The organism is Mycobacterium shunyiense, from assembly GCF_058270075.1.
Genome location: NZ_JBZDPU010000015.1, coordinates 1,085,049 through 1,102,495 on the forward strand (window position 1 = coordinate 1,085,049; position 17,447 = coordinate 1,102,495).

Below are 17,447 nucleotides of genomic sequence, written 5' to 3' on the forward strand. Positions count from 1 at the left end.
GTAAGGATGACAGTGCCCACTTTCGAACACGACAGACTGTTTATCGACGGCAGCTGGATCACCCCCTCGGGGGACGGGTTCATCGACGTTGTCGACCCGGCGACCGAAGAAGTGATCGGCCACGTGCCCAACGGCGACGCCGCCGACGTCGACACCGCGGTGGCCGCGGCCCGTCAGGCGTTCGACCCGCTCATCACCGTTGACGAACGCCGGGACCGGGTGCAGCGGGTCATCGCTGCGATGGAGAAACGCCTAACCGACATCGCCGAACTCATCACCGCCGAGATGGGTGCCCCCATACGCATCGCGCAGACGGTGCAGACGCAGGTACCGCTGGCGGTGGCCAACGGCTTCGCCGATGTGCTGGAGACCTTCGAATTCGAAGAGCGCATCGGAAACTCGCTGGTCCTGAGGGAGCCCTACGGCGTCGTCGGGGCCATCACGCCGTGGAACTACCCGCTCTACCAGGTGGTCGCCAAGGTGCTGCCCGCCATCGCCGCGGGCTGTCCCGTCGTGCTCAAACCCAGTAACGAGGCCCCGCTTTCGGTGTTCGCCTTCGTCGGAGCCTGCGAAGAGGCCGGCCTGCCACCGGGGACCATCAACCTCGTCTCAGGCCCCGGTCGGGTGATCGGCGAACGCCTCGCCTCACATCCCGACGTCGACTTCGTCTCGTTCACCGGGTCCACCGGTGTGGGCGCACGCGTTGGAGAGCTGGCCGGCCAGTCGATCAAGAAGGTTGCCCTCGAGCTCGGCGGCAAGTCGGCCAACGTCATCCTCGACGGCGCTGATCTGGCGACCGCGGTCAAGGTCGGGGTGGGCAATGCCTTCCTCAACGGCGGTCAGACCTGCATGGCCTGGACCAGGATGCTGGTGCCGCAGAGTCGATATGGCGAGGCGCTGGACCTGATCGAATCCACAGTCGCCCGCTACACGGTGGGTGATCCGCGCGACCCGGCGACCCGGATCGGACCGTCGGCGTCGCGGTCGCAGTTCGACTCAGTGCGTGGCTTCATCGAGCGCGCCCAGCGCGACGGTGCTCGGCTCCTGATCGGTGGCGCAGAGCCGATCCGCGATGTCGGGTATTTCGTGGCACCAACGGTTTTCGCCGATGTGGATCCCGACTCCGAACTCGGTCAGGAAGAAGTGTTCGGCCCCGTGCTGGCCGTGACGCCCTTCACCGATACCGACGATGCACTGCGCATAGCCAATTGCACCCCCTATGGCCTGTCGGGCGCGGTCTGGGCCGCCACCGACGACGACGCCATCGCCTTCGCCCGTCAGGTGCAGACCGGCCAGCTCGACATCAACGGCGGCGCCTACAACCCCACCGCCCCGTTCGGCGGGTACAAGAAGTCCGGGATCGGCCGTGAACTGGGCCGATTTGGCTTCGAGGAGTACCTCCAGACCAAATCCCTTCAGCTCAAGGAGCGTGCGTGACCTCACCGCTTGACGTCCACACCGACGGACCGGTGCAAATCTGGACGATCACCCTGCCCGACGTCGGCAATGCCATCACCGGCAAGGACGTCATCGCCGCATTCGAGGACAATGTCGATGCGGTCAACGCCGACAACACCGTGGGTGCGGTCATCCTCACAGGTGCGGGCAAGATCTTCTCCGCAGGAGGCAACGTCAAGGAGATGGCCGATCGTCAGGGCATGTTCGGTCTCGATGCCATCGACCAGCGCCGGGCCTACATCGATGGGATCCAACGGATCCCACGCGCCCTGGGTCGGCTCGAAGTCCCGCTCATCGCTGCGGTCAACGGCGCCGCCATCGGTGCCGGTTGCGATCTGGCGATGATGTGCGACATCAGGATCGCCTCCGAGCGCGCGTCCTTCGCCGAGAGCTTCGTGCAGCTGGGCCTCATCCCGGGCGACGGTGGCACATGGTTCCTGCCGCGCGCCATCGGCTACGCCCGTGCCGCCGAGCTGACCTTTACCGGCGAACGGATCGACGCCGCAACGGCGTTGGAATGGGGACTCGTCAGCCGAGTGGTACCCCACGAAGACCTCCTGACTGAAGCGCGGGCACTGGCAGACCGGATCGCGGTCAACCCGCCGCACGCGCTGCGGATGGCCAAGCGCCTGTTGCAGGAATCGATCACCGGCTCCCTGGAATCGACGCTCTCCATGGCGGCGGCAATGCAGCCGCTGGCCCACCACGACGCCGAGCACCAACGGCGCATCGCGAAGTGGCGGACATCGTGACCGGCGCACACCTGGACGAGTTACGCCGGGAAGTCCGTGGCTTCCTGGCCGACCAGTTGGCCGCCGGCGCGTTCACGCCGTCGATCGATTCGTGGTTGTGCGGATGGGACGAAAGTTTCACCGCGTCCCTGGCGAAGCAGGGCTGGCTGGGCATGACGGTTCCCGTCCATTACGGCGGTCACGGCCGCTCGTTTCAGGAACGGTTCGTCGTGACCGAAGAACTGCTGGCTGCCGGGGCACCGGTGGCCGCACACTGGATCGCCGACCGCCAGATCGTGCCGTCGCTGCTGAAGTACGGGACCGAAGAGCAGAAGTCAGAGTTCCTACCTCGCATCGTGCGTGGTGAGTGTTTCTTCGGAATCGGGATGAGCGAACCGGATTCCGGCTCGGATCTGGCCAGCGTCCGCACCCGTGCGGTACGGGTCGATGGCGGGTGGTCGATCACCGGTACCAAGGTGTGGACCTCGGGGGCGCACCGCGCTCATGCCTTCATCGTGCTGGCCCGCACCGAACCGGTCGATCCGTCGCACCGGCATGCCGGGTTGAGCCAGTTCATCGTCGACCTGCGCGCCCCGGGCGTGCAGGTCCGCCCGATCATCTCGATGAACGGCGCGCATCACTTCAACGAGGTCGTGCTCGACGAGGTGTTCGTTCCCGATGCCATGGTCTTCGGCGAGATCGGCCACGGCTGGACCCAGGTCACCTCAGAACTGAGCTTCGAGCGCAGCGGGCCGGAACGATTCCTGTCGACCTTCCCGCTGCTGGCCTTCGCGCTCGAAAACACGTCAGATGATGCCGAATTGGGCCGTCTGGTCGCGCGCGTCGCCGGACTGCATCACATGTCAACCGCAGTGGCCGGCGCCCTGGAGCGCGGTGAGAATCCCGATGTCCCGGCAGCGGTCGTCAAGGTCCTCGGCACCACGGTCGAAGGCGACATCGCCGACTACGCAGACCGGCAGACCGGAGATGACGCCGCCACGGACGCCGAGTGGGCGCACCTGGTCGCCACAGCAGTGGACCAGCGCCCCGGCTTCACGTTACGCGGCGGAACCAACGAAGTACTGCGCGGTGTCATCGCGCGGGGATTGGGTATGCGATGAGCACCACCGAACTCGCCCTGGGCACGCTGACCGCGGTGGACCCCGACCTGGCGGCCATGATGGACGGTGTCTTCTCCGATTACCGCCAGACCGCGCCCACCGGGCGCCCGGGCGAACGCATCGAGTACGACCGCGCACTGTGGCAGCGGCTCGACTCCCTCGGTCTGGTCCGGCTGACCGGCGCCGAGGAATCCGGTGGCAGCGGCGCAGGTTGGCTCGAGGCAGCTGAGTTGCTCAGCGCCGCAGTCCGTCACGGTGTCCGCATCCCACTGGCCGAACACGACTTGCTGGCCTGTTGGCTGTTGGAGACCCTCGGCCGACCCGTAGATGACGCCGTGCGAACGGTGTATGTGGCGCCACGCAGCGGCGAATCCACCACACCTGTGCCGTGGGCCGCTGAGGCAGAACGGATCGTCGTGCTCTGGCCGGCCGGCGACGAGTACCGGCTCACCGAACTCGGCACGGCAGACCTGTCGATCACCCCGGGTACCAACCTGATCGGCGAACCGCGCGACACGATCACCGTCGGCACCACGTCAATGACCGGACACCCAGTCTCCACCGGACTGGTGGACGAGCTCGGCCGCAGATCGGCGATGGTACGGGCGATTCAGGTGTGCGCGGCGCTCGATCGTGCGGTGGCGCTGTCCATCGAGCACGTGGCGTCCCGGGTGCAGTTCGGACGCCCGCTGGCGAAGTTCCAGGCGGTTCAGAACCTGATCTCGGATGCGGCAGCGGAGTCGGCGCTGGCGCGGGCCGCCACCGAGGCTGCGCTGCACACTGCCGTCGGGACGGGCTGGCAGTCAGCTCAACTGGATTTCCAGATCGCGACCGCGCGATCGTGCGCCGGGCATGCCGCCTCGGTCGTGACCCGCAACGCGCACCAGGTGCACGGTGCGATCGGCACGACGCACGAGCATCGACTGCACGAGTTCACCCGCGCCGCCCTGGCCTGGCGCTCGGAATTTGGCTCTGTGCGCTTCTGGGACGATCAAGTTGCGGCGGCGGCCGTTGCGGCAGGCGGACAACAGCTCTGGGCGTTGATTGCCGGCACTTAGCTGTTTGACGTTCCGCTGACCGGTCACCGGTGCTGTTACCGGCGCCACATCCCAGGTTGACTGCAGGCATGAGCAACGAGATCACCCTGTCTGACGTCCAGGAATTCATCTCCGGCTTCTGGTTCCACTACGACCAGGGCCACTTCGAAGAATTGGGCCCCCGCATCGGGGACGAGATGGAGTACCTGAGCCGTTCCGACTCGGGGGCGTGCCCGTTCGAGGACCTGCTCGCCGCCGAGTTGCACGGCAAGGCCGAAACTTTGGCCTGGCTCATCGAGCACCGCAACGTGAATCCGTACCCGTGCCGCCATCACATCACCAACGTGTACCGCACGGGAACCGACGGCGAGGTCACCAATGTCCGGTTCTATCTGTTCGTCAACCAGATCACCAACAATGTTCCGTTCGCGGTGTCCAGTGGCGTCGTCGATGCCGGCATCCGGCGGTCGGAAGACGGTCTGGTCTTCACCTCGCTGAACGTCGTTCTCGACGCCGAGGACTCGGTGCCGCTCGCCGAGCACACCGCCAAGGCCGCGGCTGCGCAATCCGCGTGAGCGCCCGAGGAATCTTCGGTGGCGGCGTCGCCGTCATCACGGGAGCCGGCGCCGGAATCGGCGCCGGTCTGGCCCGGTATGCCAGCCAGTTGGGTATGACGGTGGTGTTGGTCGACGTCAACGCCGAGGCCATCGCGGGCCTCCGCGAAGAAATCGACGCCGCAGGCGGATCGGCGACCGACGTGGTCTGCGATGTGCGGGATGCGGACGCGGTGCAGGCGCTGGCCGATGACGTCTATCGCGACCTCGGGCCGGTACGCCTGTTGGTGAACAACGCCGGTATCGAACAGTTCGGGTATCTGTGGGACACCCCGGTCGACAACTGGCAACGCGTCGTCGACGTCAACATCAGCGGAGTGTTCCACGGCGTCAAGGCATTCCTGCCGAAGATGATGGCCACCGACGCACCTGCCTGGGTATGGAACCTGTCCTCGATCGGTGGTGTGGCCGTCGTCCCGTTGCAGGCGCCCTACATCATGAGCAAGCATGCCGTTCTGGCCCTGACCGAATGCCTGCACCTGGAAGTGCAATCCGCCGGCCATGACCACCATATGCACGTGCAGGCGGTGCTACCAGGCGCCGTGGTGTCCGACATCTTCGAATCGGCTGGCGGCGTCCAATCCGGCGATGCCGCTGCGGCCGAAGGACAACGCGCCGCCATGCTCGACATCAAGGCCGAGGCGATGGATCCGCTGGCCGCAGCCGAGGTGGTGTTCGAGCAGGCCGCCGAAGGCCGATTCTATCTGCTCACCCAACCCGATTACGTCGGCTCGGCGATGGCCGAGCGGGCGCGGGTCCTGAGCAACCAGGAGGCTCCCCGCCTACGGACCGAGCGCCGTTTCGACCCGGCACAGAGCTGAAATGACCTATCCACCACTGGATCCCGATGCCGCCGCCCGAGTGGCGTCGTTCGGCGAGATCGCTCCCATGCGAGCCCGCGGCCTGCAGGCCGTGCGGGCCGGCCTCGAATCGGCACCGCTACCCGAGATGCCGGCCATGGCGGGCATCGAAGACCTGACGGCCACGGGCCCGGGCGGTCCGATACCGCTACGCCTCTATCGGCCCAGCCCCGCGCCCGGACTACCGGTGCTGGTGTACCTGCACGGCGGCGGGCTGGTGATGGGCTCGAACCATTCGTTCGAGCCGCTCGCCCGCGAACTGGCGAAGGCCAGCGGCGCTGCTGTCGCGGCTGTCGACTACCGGCTGGCGCCGGAATCGCCGCCACCAGCGCAATTCGACGACGCCTACGCGGCCATCGAATGGGTTGCCGCTCATGCCGACGAACTGAACCTCGACGCCGGCCGACTGGCGGTTGTCGGCGACAGCGCCGGCGGATCGCTGGCTGCCGCAGTGGCTTTGGCCGCCCGCGACCACGGCGGTCCACGAATCTTCGCCCAGGTGTTGCTGTACCCCGGCCTGGATCGCGACATGGGTGCGGCATCCATCACCTCGATGCCTGACGCCCCACTGCTTCGGCATGAAGACATCGTCTACATGCACGAACTGGTCGATCGTGGCGGCTCACCGCGCGACGCGTATCAGGTCCCGGCGTATGCGACCGACCTTCGTGGCCTGCCGCCGGCGATCGTCGTGACCGGCGAGTGCGACCCGATCCGCGATTGGGGTGAGCGCTACGCCGGGCGCCTGCGCGATGCCGGCGTACAGACCACCGTCACGCGTTATCCCGGTATGTACCACGGCTTCCTGATGCGCTCCGACGCCACCGCGCGCGGGCGGTTGGCACTGGCCGAAGTAGGTGCCTTGCTGCAGGCCAAGTTCGCGCACCCACTTCGGTTTTGAGGGGTGACCCCGTCTGACCCCTCTCTGACTGTCAGCGGCCGCCCAGTCGTAGTGGCACCGAGTCATACGCGCGCGCCCAACTGGAGGTGATCCGTTCAGGGTCACCGGCCAGTTCACACTCGGGGAATCGGGCAAACCACTCGGTAAGAGCGAGGCGGGCCTCCATGCGGGCCAGTCCCGATCCCATACAGAAATGAACGCCGTGACCGAATGCAGCATGGCGCTGAGCACGCCGGGTCACATCGAAACGATCCGGTTCGGAGAACTCACGTTCATCGCGGTTGGCCGCGCCCCACACCAACATCACCCGTGAATCTGCCGGGATGTGGACCCCATGTAACTCAACGTCGCGGGTGGCAGTTCGGGGTAACGTCTGGGTGGGCGATTCGAAGCGCAACATCTCCTCGACTGCTGTTGGCCAATGCGACTCGTCATTCAACAGCAGATCCCGCTGCTCGGGATGGCGCAGCAGCAGGACGGCGCCGGAGCCGATCAGGCTGGCCGTCGTGTCATTGCCGCCCAGGACCAGTAACAGGCAGAAACCCAGCAGTTCCTCATCGCTCAGCCGCTGTCCGTCGATCTCAGCGTTGATGAGATCGGTCATCATGTCGTCTCGCGGACGGTGGCGGCGTTCGTCGAGAAGCTCTGCGAACGTGGTGTATATCCCCACTGCGGCTTCCAGCGCCTTGTTCGTGTCGGTCGTGTCGATGAACGCCTCTGTCCAGGTACGCACCGGGCCGATATGCTGCTCGTCGAGGCCGATCATTCCGCCGACCACTACACTCGGAATAACTGCGGCATAGTCATGCTGGAACTCGCAGGTGCCGTTCGCGGCGATTGTGTCGATGAGGCTCCGGATGTAGTTCCGGATATCGTCTTCCATACCGGCTACCCGTCGTGCGGTGAAGACCCGTGAAACCAGCTTGCGTAGTGCGGTCTGCCGCGGCGGGTCCATGTAGATCAGTTGTGGAAGCAGGTCATTTGCCTCTGCAACGCGACTGGAGAACGTTTCGTGATCGGCCGCGGCGGCCCACACATCCGCAAACCGGGTGAGTGCGTAGAACCCGCTGCCGGGGTCGTGGTAGACGGGGTACTTGTCTCGCATGGTGCGGTACACATTCCAGAGCTCGTTTTGAAACTCCGGCGTCGATGGATCGTAAAGGATCTGAGTATTCGGCATGTGTTACAACTTCTTTCATCCTCTGAGGGGAATGCCGTGAGATCTTGCGACGGGATTCCGACACTCAGTTGAAGGTGACAACGATCTTGTCGGCGGCGCCCGGAGTGGCAGCCAGGCCCAGCGCCTGGTCGACATCGTCGAATCCGAACGTGTGGCTGACGAGCACCGCGTACTTCTCCCAGTCCGCGACGATGTCGCGGGTGACCTCGAAGATCTCGGTCGGGTACCCCATCGAACCGACAATGGTTATCTCGTTGCTCATAACATTGATCAGGTCCACTGTTACCGGTTCCTTGTGTACCGCAACCACTCCCAGCTTGGAGCCACGCTTTGCCAGTGCCAAGGCGCTGTCGATCACGGCCGGAACACCCGCGGCGTCGAGGTACACATCGGTGGCGGCCTTACCCGGCCACACCGAGTCACCAGAACCATGAAGCTCGGTCAGCCTGGCCGCAAGATCGTCCTCAGCGGAGTTGACAACCGCGTCGGCACCGACTTTGAGGGCCTTCTCCAGACGGGCGGGGAGCACGTCGACCACGACGACATGGCCCACCCCGCGGGATTTCAACGCGATCGTCGCACCCAGCCCGATGGGGCCGGCACCGAAGACCACGACCTTGTCAGCCGGACCAGGCGCAACTTGGTTTACCGCATGCCGGGCGACGGCCATGGGTTCGTTGAGTGCAGCGACCTCGAACGGCACGTAGTCCGGGATGACTTCCAGGTTCTTGCCCCGGACGGCGTCGTGCACAAGCAGCAACTCTGCGAGAGCACCACGGGCGCCGCCATTTCCGATGATGTCGTCAGGCGACGCCATCGGATCGACAACGACGTGGTCACCGACCGCGAGGTCGGTCACCTCTCTGCCGACCGCGACGATCTCGCCCGCAGGCTCATGTCCCAGCGGCATGGCGCCCTGATGCGGTGGCAGTCCGCCGATCGAGATGTAGAACGCGTCGGTTCCACAGATCCCGCAGGCCCGTACCTTCACCAAGACGTCCCGAGGACCGACAGTCGGGTCCGGTCGTTCGACCACATCGGTGTGGCCTGGGCCGTCAACGATCGAAATCTTCATGTGCACTCCTGGTTTGGTGGTCAGTTGACGAATGGTCGAGGCTGCGCGCAGCTACTGCACGCTGTAGCCGCCGTCTACGACGAAGGCAGAACCCGTGCAGTACGACGCACTGCGCGTGCACAGAAACAAGATGACATCGGCGATCTCAACAGGAATTCCGAAGCGGCCCAGGGGAATGTGGTCGACCTGTGCCTGCTTCACCTCGGGGACAAAGTCCATCGGGGCGGTCATCGGTGTCTCGATCACCCCGGGCGCCACCGCGTTGACCCGGATTCCGTCCGGCGCCCACTGTGCTGCCAGGTTGCGGGTCAGTGACAGGACACCCGCCTTGGCCGCGCCATAACCGGGCACCATTGCCACGGCACGAATCGCCGCCATCGACGCCATCATCACCACGCTGGCACCGCCGGCAGCCGTTGAGCACTTGAGGGCGCCGCGCAGCGCTGTCGTCAGCCGAAACGGGGCCAGGAGATTGACGTTTACAGAGGCCTCGAAGCCCGTGGCCGTCGACTCGTCCAGGCCACCCGGGAAGTTGGCGCCGGCGTTGTTGACGAGGATGTCCAGAGTCGAGAATTCGGCTGCGAGCTCACCGGTTCCGTCCACATCCGTCACGTCGAGCTGCCGATAGGACAGGCCGTCGAGTTCTACCGAATAGTGGGAGGGATCGGGTTTGGTACCCGTGACGGTCACCGCTGCGCCGGCGTCGCGCAACCGCAGCGCCGTGACATGCCCGATCCCGCTCGTGCCACCGGTGATCAGCGCGGTGGCCCCGGTGAAGTCGAAGGTCAGGTCGTTCGTCATGACAGCTCCTTGATTCTTTCTCGCAACCAGGCGGATTCCCAGAAGTTGGTGCTCTCTTCGAGCAGGAGTTCGTGTGCGCCGCGCAGAACGCCGATTGCCCCGGCGTGGTCGTCCTGCACCGCGGTGACCATCTCGGCGAGCCGTATCGAGTTGACCGGGTCACCGTCCTCCAGCAGCGCCCTGGCCCGGTCAGCCAGCGCGTCGGCGCCGGCGAGTTCCACCAGATGTGCTGACACCGGTTCCACGGCATCGGGATAGAGCTCGGCGGTGGATTGGTGGTGGAACCAGCCGGCGTAGTTCTCCCAGATTGCGCGGACGTTCCAGCTCACCTTGCCGTAGCCCTGTCCGACTTCGAGCTCGGGCGGCAACTGCACTTCGCGCATCAGGGTGCGGACGTCCTTGCCCTGGTTCATGCCGGCCACGGTCTCGTCGTGGATGAAGGCCACAGCGTCACGAAGCCTGCCCAATTCCCAGTCGATCCGTTCCCGGCCTGTGATAGGGCCGAAGTGACCGGTCAGCAGAACCTCGGCTCCGAGTGCCCGGACACGCTCGATCGAATCGATGACCGTCAGCGCGTCGCGATAGCGGTCGCCGCGCAAGGTCACCAGGTTCGGAATATGACCGAAGAGCGCCCCGAAGACGTTGCCGCACAGGCACACCTTTTCGTCGGGCAGCCACACCACCAGGCTGTCCGTTGTCTCTCCGCCGGGAGTGGCGAGCAGTTCCAGGCGCCGATCGCCCAGCGTCAACTCGAGTCGGTCCTCGACGGTGATCGTCGGGGTGGGCACGCCTTGAGGAGGCGGTGGACCGCCGAAGCGCTCCGTCGAGTAGGCAATGGCAGACATCACCTTCTCGACCCACGCGAACGACGAGTTCGCGGCCCGGAAGGGTGCCAGCAGTTCGTTGTCCCGTCGCCACGTCACCCAGTCGGCATGCGCGATGACGTCCGTGCCTGGGTCGCTCAGTACGTCGATTCCGCCCACGTGGTCCACGTGCCCCTGGGTCAGGATGACGTAGCGGATCGGCGTCGAATCGACCGCGTCGTAATTCGACCGGTGCACTTGCGCTTCGAAGCCCATGCCGGTGTTGACGACGATCCGGCCCTCACTGGTCGGGATGAGGAAGGAGTTCGACAGTCCCGGAGACCACCAGACGCCGGGGACAACCTCCTGGGCTGCAGGAGCATTCGCACCGACAATCGAGTCGGCCCCTGGGCGGCTGCGGTAGATCGGCTCGAGATCGCTCATCATTGTTCCTTCCTGACGTCGAAACGCTCGAAGTAGAAGTCGAATCGGGAACGGATGTCCTCGGGTGAGCGGCCGAAGTGGCGTTCGAGTTCGTAGCGCATTCGGCCATGCTTTCCGCGCGGATTGCCGGCGAGATACGCACCGAATGCCGCCTTGGCCTCACCGGTCATGTCGGTGCCGTTGTGTCCATAGAGTTTTTCGAGGATGGTCAGCTCCTTTCCGTTGAGGTCGTGAAAGGCGATGTCGAGGCTCTGGTTCGCGGGGATGAGGTCGCGGTCGCGCACACAGGCGCGCAGCAGCGTCTCGACCCGGTCGGTCCAGTAGTCGACCAGAGACTCGGGATCCACGTCGTGGCGGCGGATGCGATCGCCGTAGGCCAGCATGGTCACCGCCGACTGGATGACCGCGACGGGATCTCGGTGGGTGAAGGCCACAGTGGCATCGGAAAAGGTGTTGATCAACGGGCCCAACTGCTCACAGTGTTGTGGCGACTTCAGCACCCAGGTGCGTGGTCCACGCAGGAAGGTCAGTGCCTTGAGGATTGTGCGCAGGTACGCGTAATGCTCGTTCTGATCCAAGCCGTAATAGAAGTCCCGCCACGAGGGGACCCGCGCGTGCCACTCCAGGACGTAGCTGGCGAAGTCCAGGTCCAACAGCTCGACTTCTTCTTCGATGGCCGCGGGAAACCGGTCGTGCATCGCCTGGAGCAAGGGGACCATGACCTGCGCCCCTTCGTGTTCCGCGGCGCAGCGGGCAAATCGAGGATCCGTCCCATCGACGCCGGGCCCTTCCCCCCTCAGCGGGAAAGGTTCCTGAGACTCCCAGTAGGGCAGCGCTCGCCGGCGGTGGTCCGCGGCGATGAGATTGACCAGGTGGGTCGTCCCCGAACGAGGAAGCCCCACGACGATGATGGGACGCTCGATCTCGATGTCGTGGATCTCGGGATGCCGGCGCAGCAGATCCGTCAGCAGCAGGCGCTGAGTCAGCAAGCGAACCATTCTTTGCCGCAGGTTGATTCGATTGAGGTTCGTGTTTCCTCCGTCTGCGTCGATCGCCGCCGCATACATGTCGAGGCGGGGCCGGAAGTCATCGGACCCGAAGTCGCTGACGCCCGCCCGCTCGATCGCCTCATCGATCAAGGCGCCGGGGGAAAGGTCAACGGATAGATCGACGACCTGCTCCAGAACTGCTTGCTGCGTTGCCGTCAGACGCGGCGAGACCAGATCGTCGACTGTGGTTTCCAGCATGGCCGATACGCCTCCATGTTGATCGATGTCGAATATTCGATATATGCTTTCCGAATATATGAACGGAAAGTTAGGCCCGTCTGCGCCCACGGGTCAAGACCTGTCACCCCCGACCACCCGGGTCGTGGACATCGTCGAGTTGCTGCTGCAGCGACCCACCGACCCGCTCACGTTGGCCGAAATATGCCGTGAGCTGGACGTGAGCCGGTCGACCGGCCACGCGATCATGCACACGTTGTGTGCTCGTCAGTGGGTGTCACGTGACCCACTGAGCGGGAGGTTCTCCTTGGGACCCACGCTGTCAGGACTCGGCGGACCCGACAACGTGGCGTCCCGTTCACTGCGTGAACCACTTCAGCGCCTGTGCGTCTCGCTCGGCATGCCGATGTGCATCTCCGCACTCGACGACCGCACCATCGTCGTCGTCGAGTCCGCTGCTGCGCCCGGCACCCGTATACCCGTGCCCGCCGGTGTGCGGCTTCCCTTCGTCGCCCCCTTCGGCCGCGAATTCGTCGCCTGGGCACCGGCGTCCGCACGCGCGGACTGGATCGCTGCAGCAGGCTCGGTCAACCCGGCCTTTCGCCGGCGAATCAGTCAGGTGCTAGAAGAGATTCGAGTCCGGGGCTACGGCATCGAGCGTCTAAGCGATCCGCTCCTGCAAGTGTTCACGGCGCTGAAGGCACTCGACAGCGGCTCACCGCCCGGGCCGTTGTCCACGCGTCTGGCCGCCGCCGTGGCCGATCTGACCGTGGTCGATCAGCTACCGACTGACGAACCGGATGCGACACCTCTTGCAACCATCTCAGCTCCGATCTTCGACGCCACCGACACGGTCGTCATGACCGTCTCGGCGCAGCCGTACCGGACGCTCAGCCGCCAGGAGCTCGAAGCGGTCGGCGCCGGCGTGGTCGAGTTCGCCCGCGAGGTCGAGACATTGTGCCGCTCAACGGAACATGAGTCTCCGGTACCCGTCATCCGCTCCTAACGTTCACCCATGACCGAAACCCCTGACCTGACCGCAACCATCACCGAGACGGTGCACCGGTACCTGCACCTGATAGCAACGGGCAGCGCCGATCAGATCCTCGAGCTCTTCGCCGACGGAGCCAGCGTCGAAGATCCGGTGGGCACAACACCCCGCGTGGGATCGACCGAGATCCGAGAGTTCTTTTCGGCTCTGGGCGCCCTTGAACGGACGACCACGCTTCAGTCGCTGCGCGTCTGCAGGCAAGAGGCCGCGTTTCAGTTTCGGATTGCCTTCGATGCCGGCGACGGACCGTTGCAACTCGAGCCGATCGACACCATGACCTTCGACGCCGACGGCAAGATCACCTCGGTCAGGTCTTTCTTCGCCGCATCGGACATCCAGGCAGCAGGATGACCGTACCGATTCTTCGTTTCAACTTCGCCTCACCCGGAGGTGATCCCACCTCTAGACGCGAGATCATCTCGGCGGCAATGGAACTGGCAGAGTGGGGCGACCAACGCGGCGTCGCTGCCGTCAGCATCGATGAACACCACGTCACTGGGCACGGCTGGAGCAGCAACCCGGTCATGGCGGCGGCTCTGTTCCTGCAGCGCACCCAGAACCTCTTCCTCAGCATCGACTGCGCACTGGGACCGCTCTGGAACCCTGTACGGCTGGCCGAAGACATCGCATTCGTCGACACCGTGAGCGGTGGAAGATTGCTCACCACCGTCGGACTGGGATATCGCGAAGTCGAATACGATGCGCTGGGTGCGGATTTCAGCCAACGTGCGCCGTTGATGGACCACCTGCTGCACACCATGTTGGCAGCGTGGTCCGGCAGCTCGATCGTGGAAGGCGATCCGACTGCGTGCCTGGCAACTGCCACGTGGACCAAGCCACATCCACCGCTCTATGTCGGCGGCGGGGTACGTGCAACCGCGCGCCGCGCCGTGCGGTTCGGGCTCGGGCTCAGCTTGCCGGCATATCAGCCAGACCTGGCTCGGTACTACGGGGAACTATGTGCGGAGGCTGATGTCGAGCCGCTGCTGATCATGCCCGCGGCCGTCAATCGCGGCATGGTTTACCTTTGCGAGGATCCGGACAAGGCCTGGCAGGAGTTCGGTGACCACATCCTGTGGGAGGCCGTGACCTACGGTGCGTGGTCGCGTGACAGGGCACTGTCATCGATGCACCTGCCCGGCGTTCAGAGCCTCGAGGAAGTGCGAGCTTCGGGCAGGTACCGCTTCCTGACACCGGACGAACTGGTTGCCGAAGTCCGCGATTGCCCTGATTACGGGGCGCTCGTCCTGCACCCCCTCGTCGGGGGTATGCCGATCGACGAAGCGTGGAAGTCGGTACAGCTGCTGACCGACGAAGTCCTGCCGCGATTGGACTGACGTTCGCTTCGCTACGCCTACCGAGAAGCCGAACCCCGCGACATCGAGGTCCAACCGTAGCTGATCAGGTTGGTCAGGTCGTCCACCCACGCCGCGTCCAGCGGGGCGTCATGCCGCACGATGATGCGGAAGATCGCGCTGCCGACAACGACTTCGGCGAGTAGCGGGAGTTCGCCTTCGTTGGTGGGCAAGTCGTCGCTGGGCAGTCCGGTCGTCTGGTCGAGTCTGGTGCGGAAGGTCGCGAGACTGCCGGCGAATCGAGAGATCATTCGGCTGTGCACATCCGGATCGGCGACAGTATCGGCGATCAACGCCGGTAGTGCGACCCGGACCTCGCGGCGGTCGAACATGGTGCGTGTCGCCTCAACCAGCGCCCTGATGTCCCCCGTGGCGTCCCCAGAAGCACTCGGCATGGCCATGGCCTCGTCCGGCAGTATCGCTTCGTGAACAAGCTGCGCCTTGCCCGACCAGCGCCGGTAGATGGCAGCGGTCGTGGTACCTGCGCGAGTCGCGATCGCAGACAACGACAGTGCCGAGTAGCCCGTCTCGAGCAGTAGATCGCGAGTCGCTTGGATGATCGCGGCATCGATCTTGGTGTCGCGCGGCCGACCAGCGGACGACCGGACTGCACCCTTGTCATCGCCGGGTCGATCTGTTCTCATAATTACAATATAACTCGCATCGTATCGATATTGGGAGTGCCGCGTGTTTCTGAGTCCGCTCGACGAGTACCCGATCCATCAGGCGCCGGTGCCCATCAGCGCCCCGGCCACCTCGGATCGCAACTTCTACGATCGCTCGTACTTCAATGTGCTCGATCGCGACGGACGTTTCATGGCGCTGACCGGGATCGGCTACTACCCCCGACTCGGCGTCAAGGACGCATACGTCGTCATCCGGCGAGGAGGCACCCAGACCGCCGTCCGCTTCAGCGACGCGATTGACGGCGACCGCCTCCATCAGAACGTCAACGGATACCGGCTCGACGTCGTCGAACCCCTGCAGGAACTACACCTGACGGTGACGAAAACCGAGGGTCTCGAGGTTGACCTCCGCTGGCGTGGCCTTTTCCCGGCCGCTCTGGAACACCCGCATCAGATGCACTCCGAGCGACGAGTGACGTTGCAGGCATGCCGTTTTGCACAACTCGGCACGTGGGACGGTTGGATCGACGTCGACGGCGACCGCCTGAATGTCGACTCGACCAAAACGGTGGGCAGCCGCGACAGGTCGTGGGGAATCCGACCCATCGGTGAGCCGGAGCCGTCGGGCCGACCGGACACCGCATTCGGCGGAATGTGGTGGCTCTATCTTCCGCTGGCATTCGACGACTATCAGATCTTCCTGATCATCCAGGAGGACCCGGATGGGCATCGCAGCCTGTACGACTGCACCCGGCGGTGGCCGGACGGCAGGGTCGAACAGCTCGACGGGGTGCGCGCGACCATCCACTACACGCCAGGCACCCGAATCCCCCACGGCGCGCACATCGAGATGATGACGCGGTCGGGAGATCGACTGCAACTCGACGTCGAGTCGAAGCTGTTCGCGCCCATCGCCTTCGGGTCCGGGTACGGCGGGGATTCGTCCTGGGCGCACGGGACGTGGAAGGGCGGGCCCTTCACCGAACGCGTCTCCTACGACATGACCGATCCCGACGTCCTCGCGCGCGCCCCCTTCAGCCTGATCGACCACGTCGGTCGGGCTGTCTTCACCGACGCGGACGGCAGCACGCACGTAGGCGCGGGACTGTTCGAACACGCCGTCATCGGCCCGCACCACCCGTCGGGGCTCCACGACTGGACCGATGTCGTGGCCGGGGCAGCACAGTGAAGGTTATGACAGCCCTGTTCGGTCCGACCGATGCGGCCGAACGGGCAGGACTCCTGCGGGAGGCCGGGGCCTCCGGCGTCTTCACCTTCGAAGGCCCGCGAGAGGTCTTCACCCCGCTGGTGCTGGCATCGGCGGGCAAGGGCCTCGATCTGATGACCAATGTGGCGATTGCGTTGCCCCGCAACCCGATCCAGCTGGCCCATCAGGCGAACGACCTCCAGGAGATCTCCGAGGGGCGTTTCATCCTCGGCCTCGGCACCCAGATTCGCGCGCAGATCGAGAAACGCTACGGCACCGAGTTCGACCACCCGGTGGCACGGATCAAGGAGATGGTCGGCGCGCTGCGCGCGATCTTCGCCGCCTGGAACGACGGCGAGCGACTCGACTTCCGCGGTGACTTCTTCCACCACACCCTGATGACACCGACGTTCAACCCCGGGCCGAACCCGTTCGGGCCGCCGCCGATCTATCTTGGAGCGCTGGGCCCGCGAATGACCCGGGCCACAGCCGAAGTGGCCGACGGCCTGCTCGTGATGCCGTTCGGATCGAAGCGCTTCCTGCACGAGAAGACCATGCCGGCCGTTCTGGAGGGGTTGACCGCCGCGGGCCGAGACACCGGCGACTTCGCGGTGGTACCGGAGATCATCGTGTCGGTGGGTGAGGATCACACGTCGACGCGGATGCTGCTGGCCTTCTACGGCTCCACACCCGCCTACCGGCCGGTGCTGGATGCGCACGGCTGGGGTGACCTGCAACCCGAGCTGAACGCCATGTCCAAGCAGGGGCGGTGGCAGGAGATGGCCACGTTGATCGATGACGAGGTGCTGCACACGATCGCCGCCTGCGGCACACCGTCCGAGGTGGCCGCGCACATCCGGGACCGCGTGGACGGCGTCTCGGACCGGATCTGTCTCTATCAACCCGGGCCCATCGCCGTGGAGGCGCTGGCCGAGATCATCGACGCGTTGGGCTGAG

Annotated in this window: 18 protein-coding genes; 12 read left to right on the plus strand and 6 right to left on the minus strand. The window is 65.1% G+C overall.

Translation table 11 applies throughout. The features are described 5' to 3' along the window. Positions 1-6 precede the first annotated feature (6 nt). The 7 genes from AC4ELH_RS19590 (at position 7) to AC4ELH_RS19620 (ending at position 6,722) form a co-directional block, all read left to right on the plus strand. Entirely contained in the window at positions 7-1,437 is a 1,431-nt protein-coding gene (locus AC4ELH_RS19590) for an aldehyde dehydrogenase family protein (protein WP_498886077.1), read from the plus strand. Beyond that, a complete protein-coding gene (locus tag AC4ELH_RS19595; RefSeq protein WP_498886079.1) occupies positions 1,434-2,210 on the plus strand; it encodes a crotonase/enoyl-CoA hydratase family protein in 777 nt (258 codons plus the stop codon). The genes AC4ELH_RS19590 and AC4ELH_RS19595 overlap by 4 nt, the downstream gene beginning before the upstream one ends. After that, positions 2,195-3,310, plus strand: a complete 1,116-nt coding sequence (locus tag AC4ELH_RS19600; protein ID WP_498886081.1) for an acyl-CoA dehydrogenase family protein — start codon at positions 2,195-2,197, stop codon at positions 3,308-3,310. Before AC4ELH_RS19595 ends, AC4ELH_RS19600 begins: the two co-directional genes overlap by 16 nt. Beyond that, entirely contained in the window at positions 3,307-4,368 is a 1,062-nt protein-coding gene (locus tag AC4ELH_RS19605; RefSeq protein ID WP_498886083.1) for an acyl-CoA dehydrogenase family protein, read from the plus strand. The genes AC4ELH_RS19600 and AC4ELH_RS19605 overlap by 4 nt, the downstream gene beginning before the upstream one ends. A gap of 68 nt (positions 4,369-4,436) precedes the next feature. Continuing rightward, the gene (locus AC4ELH_RS19610; RefSeq protein ID WP_463794733.1) at positions 4,437-4,922 is read left to right on the plus strand and encodes a polyketide cyclase; all 486 of its coding nucleotides are present in this window, start codon (positions 4,437-4,439) and stop codon (positions 4,920-4,922) included. Then, a complete protein-coding gene (locus AC4ELH_RS19615; RefSeq protein WP_498886084.1) occupies positions 4,919-5,782 on the plus strand; it encodes an SDR family oxidoreductase in 864 nt (287 codons plus the stop codon). The genes AC4ELH_RS19610 and AC4ELH_RS19615 overlap by 4 nt, the downstream gene beginning before the upstream one ends. A 1-nt stretch (position 5,783) precedes the next feature. After that, positions 5,784-6,722 carry an alpha/beta hydrolase gene (locus AC4ELH_RS19620; protein WP_498886086.1) on the plus strand — a complete coding sequence of 313 codons (939 nt, stop codon included), beginning with the start codon at positions 5,784-5,786 and terminating at the stop codon, positions 6,720-6,722. A 31-nt stretch (positions 6,723-6,753) separates the two neighbouring features. Here AC4ELH_RS19620 and AC4ELH_RS19625 read toward each other — a convergent pair whose 3' ends face one another. The 5 genes from AC4ELH_RS19625 to AC4ELH_RS19645 form a co-directional block, all read right to left on the minus strand. Next, positions 6,754-7,902, minus strand: coding sequence for a cytochrome P450 (locus AC4ELH_RS19625; protein WP_498886088.1), 1,149 nt, complete (start codon positions 7,900-7,902; stop codon positions 6,754-6,756). 64 nt (positions 7,903-7,966) lie between these two features. Next, positions 7,967-8,977 (minus strand): zinc-dependent alcohol dehydrogenase, encoded by a 1,011-nt coding sequence (locus tag AC4ELH_RS19630; protein ID WP_498886090.1) that lies wholly within the window; start codon positions 8,975-8,977, stop codon positions 7,967-7,969. A 51-nt stretch (positions 8,978-9,028) separates the two neighbouring features. Next, a complete protein-coding gene (locus AC4ELH_RS19635) occupies positions 9,029-9,778 on the minus strand; it encodes an SDR family NAD(P)-dependent oxidoreductase (protein WP_448444040.1) in 750 nt (249 codons plus the stop codon). Beyond that, a complete protein-coding gene (locus tag AC4ELH_RS19640; protein ID WP_498886092.1) occupies positions 9,775-11,025 on the minus strand; it encodes an MBL fold metallo-hydrolase in 1,251 nt (416 codons plus the stop codon). The genes AC4ELH_RS19635 and AC4ELH_RS19640 overlap by 4 nt, the downstream gene beginning before the upstream one ends. Beyond that, a complete protein-coding gene (locus AC4ELH_RS19645; RefSeq protein WP_448444044.1) occupies positions 11,025-12,272 on the minus strand; it encodes a sulfotransferase family protein in 1,248 nt (415 codons plus the stop codon). Before AC4ELH_RS19645 ends, AC4ELH_RS19640 begins: the two co-directional genes overlap by 1 nt. Positions 12,273-12,330: 58 nt before the next feature. On the opposite strand from AC4ELH_RS19645, the gene AC4ELH_RS19650 reads away from it, so the two are divergent. The 3 genes from AC4ELH_RS19650 to AC4ELH_RS19660 are packed head-to-tail and all read left to right on the plus strand — an operon-like array spanning position 12,331 to position 14,639. Then, positions 12,331-13,257, plus strand: a complete 927-nt coding sequence (locus tag AC4ELH_RS19650; RefSeq protein ID WP_448444046.1) for a helix-turn-helix domain-containing protein — start codon at positions 12,331-12,333, stop codon at positions 13,255-13,257. A 9-nt stretch (positions 13,258-13,266) separates the two neighbouring features. After that, complete coding sequence (locus AC4ELH_RS19655; RefSeq protein WP_448444048.1) at positions 13,267-13,653, plus strand: nuclear transport factor 2 family protein; 387 nt, start codon at positions 13,267-13,269, stop codon at positions 13,651-13,653. Then, positions 13,650-14,639: an LLM class flavin-dependent oxidoreductase gene (locus tag AC4ELH_RS19660; RefSeq protein WP_448444050.1), complete on the plus strand. Its 990-nt coding sequence runs from the start codon at positions 13,650-13,652 to the stop codon at positions 14,637-14,639. Before AC4ELH_RS19655 ends, AC4ELH_RS19660 begins: the two co-directional genes overlap by 4 nt. Before the next feature lie 17 nt (positions 14,640-14,656). On the opposite strand, the gene AC4ELH_RS19665 is transcribed toward AC4ELH_RS19660, so the two are convergent. Further along, positions 14,657-15,301 carry a TetR-like C-terminal domain-containing protein gene (locus tag AC4ELH_RS19665; RefSeq protein WP_498886095.1) on the minus strand — a complete coding sequence of 215 codons (645 nt, stop codon included), beginning with the start codon at positions 15,299-15,301 and terminating at the stop codon, positions 14,657-14,659. 43 nt (positions 15,302-15,344) lie between these two features. Here AC4ELH_RS19665 and AC4ELH_RS19670 point away from each other — a divergent pair, with 43 nt between their 5' ends. Continuing rightward, entirely contained in the window at positions 15,345-16,472 is a 1,128-nt protein-coding gene (locus tag AC4ELH_RS19670; RefSeq protein WP_498886096.1) for an Rv3169 family protein, read from the plus strand. Beyond that, on the plus strand, positions 16,469-17,446 hold the full coding sequence (locus AC4ELH_RS19675) for a TIGR03617 family F420-dependent LLM class oxidoreductase (protein ID WP_448444056.1): 978 nt from the start codon (positions 16,469-16,471) through the stop codon (positions 17,444-17,446). Before AC4ELH_RS19670 ends, AC4ELH_RS19675 begins: the two co-directional genes overlap by 4 nt. Position 17,447 lies beyond the last annotated feature (1 nt).

Coding starts and splice junctions, on each gene's coding strand:
- AC4ELH_RS19610 (WP_463794733.1), top strand. CDS start 4,437: ATGAGCAACGAGATCACCCTGTCTGACGTCCAGGAATTCATCTCCGGC.
- AC4ELH_RS19620 (WP_498886086.1), top strand. CDS start 5,784: ATGACCTATCCACCACTGGATCCCGATGCCGCCGCCCGAGTGGCGTCG.
- AC4ELH_RS19630 (WP_498886090.1), bottom strand. CDS start 8,977: ATGAAGATTTCGATCGTTGACGGCCCAGGCCACACCGATGTGGTCGAA.
- AC4ELH_RS19625 (WP_498886088.1), bottom strand. CDS start 7,902: ATGCCGAATACTCAGATCCTTTACGATCCATCGACGCCGGAGTTTCAA.
- AC4ELH_RS19645 (WP_448444044.1), bottom strand. CDS start 12,272: ATGCTGGAAACCACAGTCGACGATCTGGTCTCGCCGCGTCTGACGGCA.
- AC4ELH_RS19605 (WP_498886083.1), top strand. CDS start 3,307: ATGAGCACCACCGAACTCGCCCTGGGCACGCTGACCGCGGTGGACCCC.
- AC4ELH_RS19640 (WP_498886092.1), bottom strand. CDS start 11,025: ATGAGCGATCTCGAGCCGATCTACCGCAGCCGCCCAGGGGCCGACTCG.
- AC4ELH_RS19650 (WP_448444046.1), top strand. CDS start 12,331: ATGAACGGAAAGTTAGGCCCGTCTGCGCCCACGGGTCAAGACCTGTCA.
- AC4ELH_RS19590 (WP_498886077.1), top strand. CDS start 7: ATGACAGTGCCCACTTTCGAACACGACAGACTGTTTATCGACGGCAGC.
- AC4ELH_RS19660 (WP_448444050.1), top strand. CDS start 13,650: ATGACCGTACCGATTCTTCGTTTCAACTTCGCCTCACCCGGAGGTGAT.
- AC4ELH_RS19655 (WP_448444048.1), top strand. CDS start 13,267: ATGACCGAAACCCCTGACCTGACCGCAACCATCACCGAGACGGTGCAC.
- AC4ELH_RS19665 (WP_498886095.1), bottom strand. CDS start 15,301: ATGAGAACAGATCGACCCGGCGATGACAAGGGTGCAGTCCGGTCGTCC.
- AC4ELH_RS19635 (WP_448444040.1), bottom strand. CDS start 9,778: ATGACGAACGACCTGACCTTCGACTTCACCGGGGCCACCGCGCTGATC.